1 protein-coding gene and 1 pseudogene are annotated in these 764 nt (G+C 44.8%); both read left to right on the forward strand.

Going from position 1 to position 764, the window contains the following annotated elements; translation table 11 throughout:
* Positions 1 to 154, forward strand: a pseudogene (locus tag A3763_RS22820) (pilus assembly protein PilZ); the annotation flags it as partial.
* A 114-nt stretch (positions 155 to 268) separates the two neighbouring features.
* The coding region (locus tag A3763_RS22825; RefSeq protein ID WP_197483064.1) for a TatD family hydrolase at positions 269 to 764 on the forward strand (496 nt) is incomplete at its 3' end.

Raw genomic sequence — 764 nt, forward strand, 5'->3', positions numbered from 1 at the left:
GAAGGTTATCTGGGTGACTCCTAAGGGTGCTCAGGGTAATCGAGCAGCGGGCATCGGTGTTCAGTTTAACGAAGAAGATGCTACTGCCAAAAACAAGATTGAAACCTACCTGGCAGGCTCTTTAAGCTCAGATCGTCCTACACATAGTATGTAATAATAGGGGGGTGCCCCAATTTCTTGATACGATTCTTCAAGTGAGTCGCATAGATACGCATTTTTAGTTAGTATGTGCGGCTTTATCGTTGTAACAAGAGCGCGCTTGATTTTCATGTTTATTGACTCCCACTGCCACCTTGATCGTCTGAAATTAGCTCCATATGAAGGCGACTTGTCGCTTGCAATTTCAGCTGCCAAAGAAAACCTTGTAGACAAATTGCTTTGTGTCGCAATTGACCTGGAGCATATTGAAGAAGTGCTTCAGATTGCAGCTAAATTTCCCGATGTCTATGCTTCGGTTGGCGTGCACCCAGGTAGTACCGATTGTGAAGAGCCCACTATTGAACGCCTATTATCGCTTGCTGAGCGTGAAAAAGTCATTGCGATTGGAGAGTCGGGGCTGGATTACTATTATGGCCTGGAGCATAAAGATCTTCAGCTGGAAAGATTCAAGCGTCATTTAATTGCCAGTAAAGAATGTCGAAAACCAATTATTGTTCATACTAGAGATGCGAAGGAAGATACGCTAAACCTCATTGGCCAATACTCAGCCCCTGATGTCGCGGGAGTGCTGCATTGTTTTACTGAAGATTGGGATATGGCCTCCA

The organism is Oleiphilus sp. HI0128, assembly GCF_001635365.1.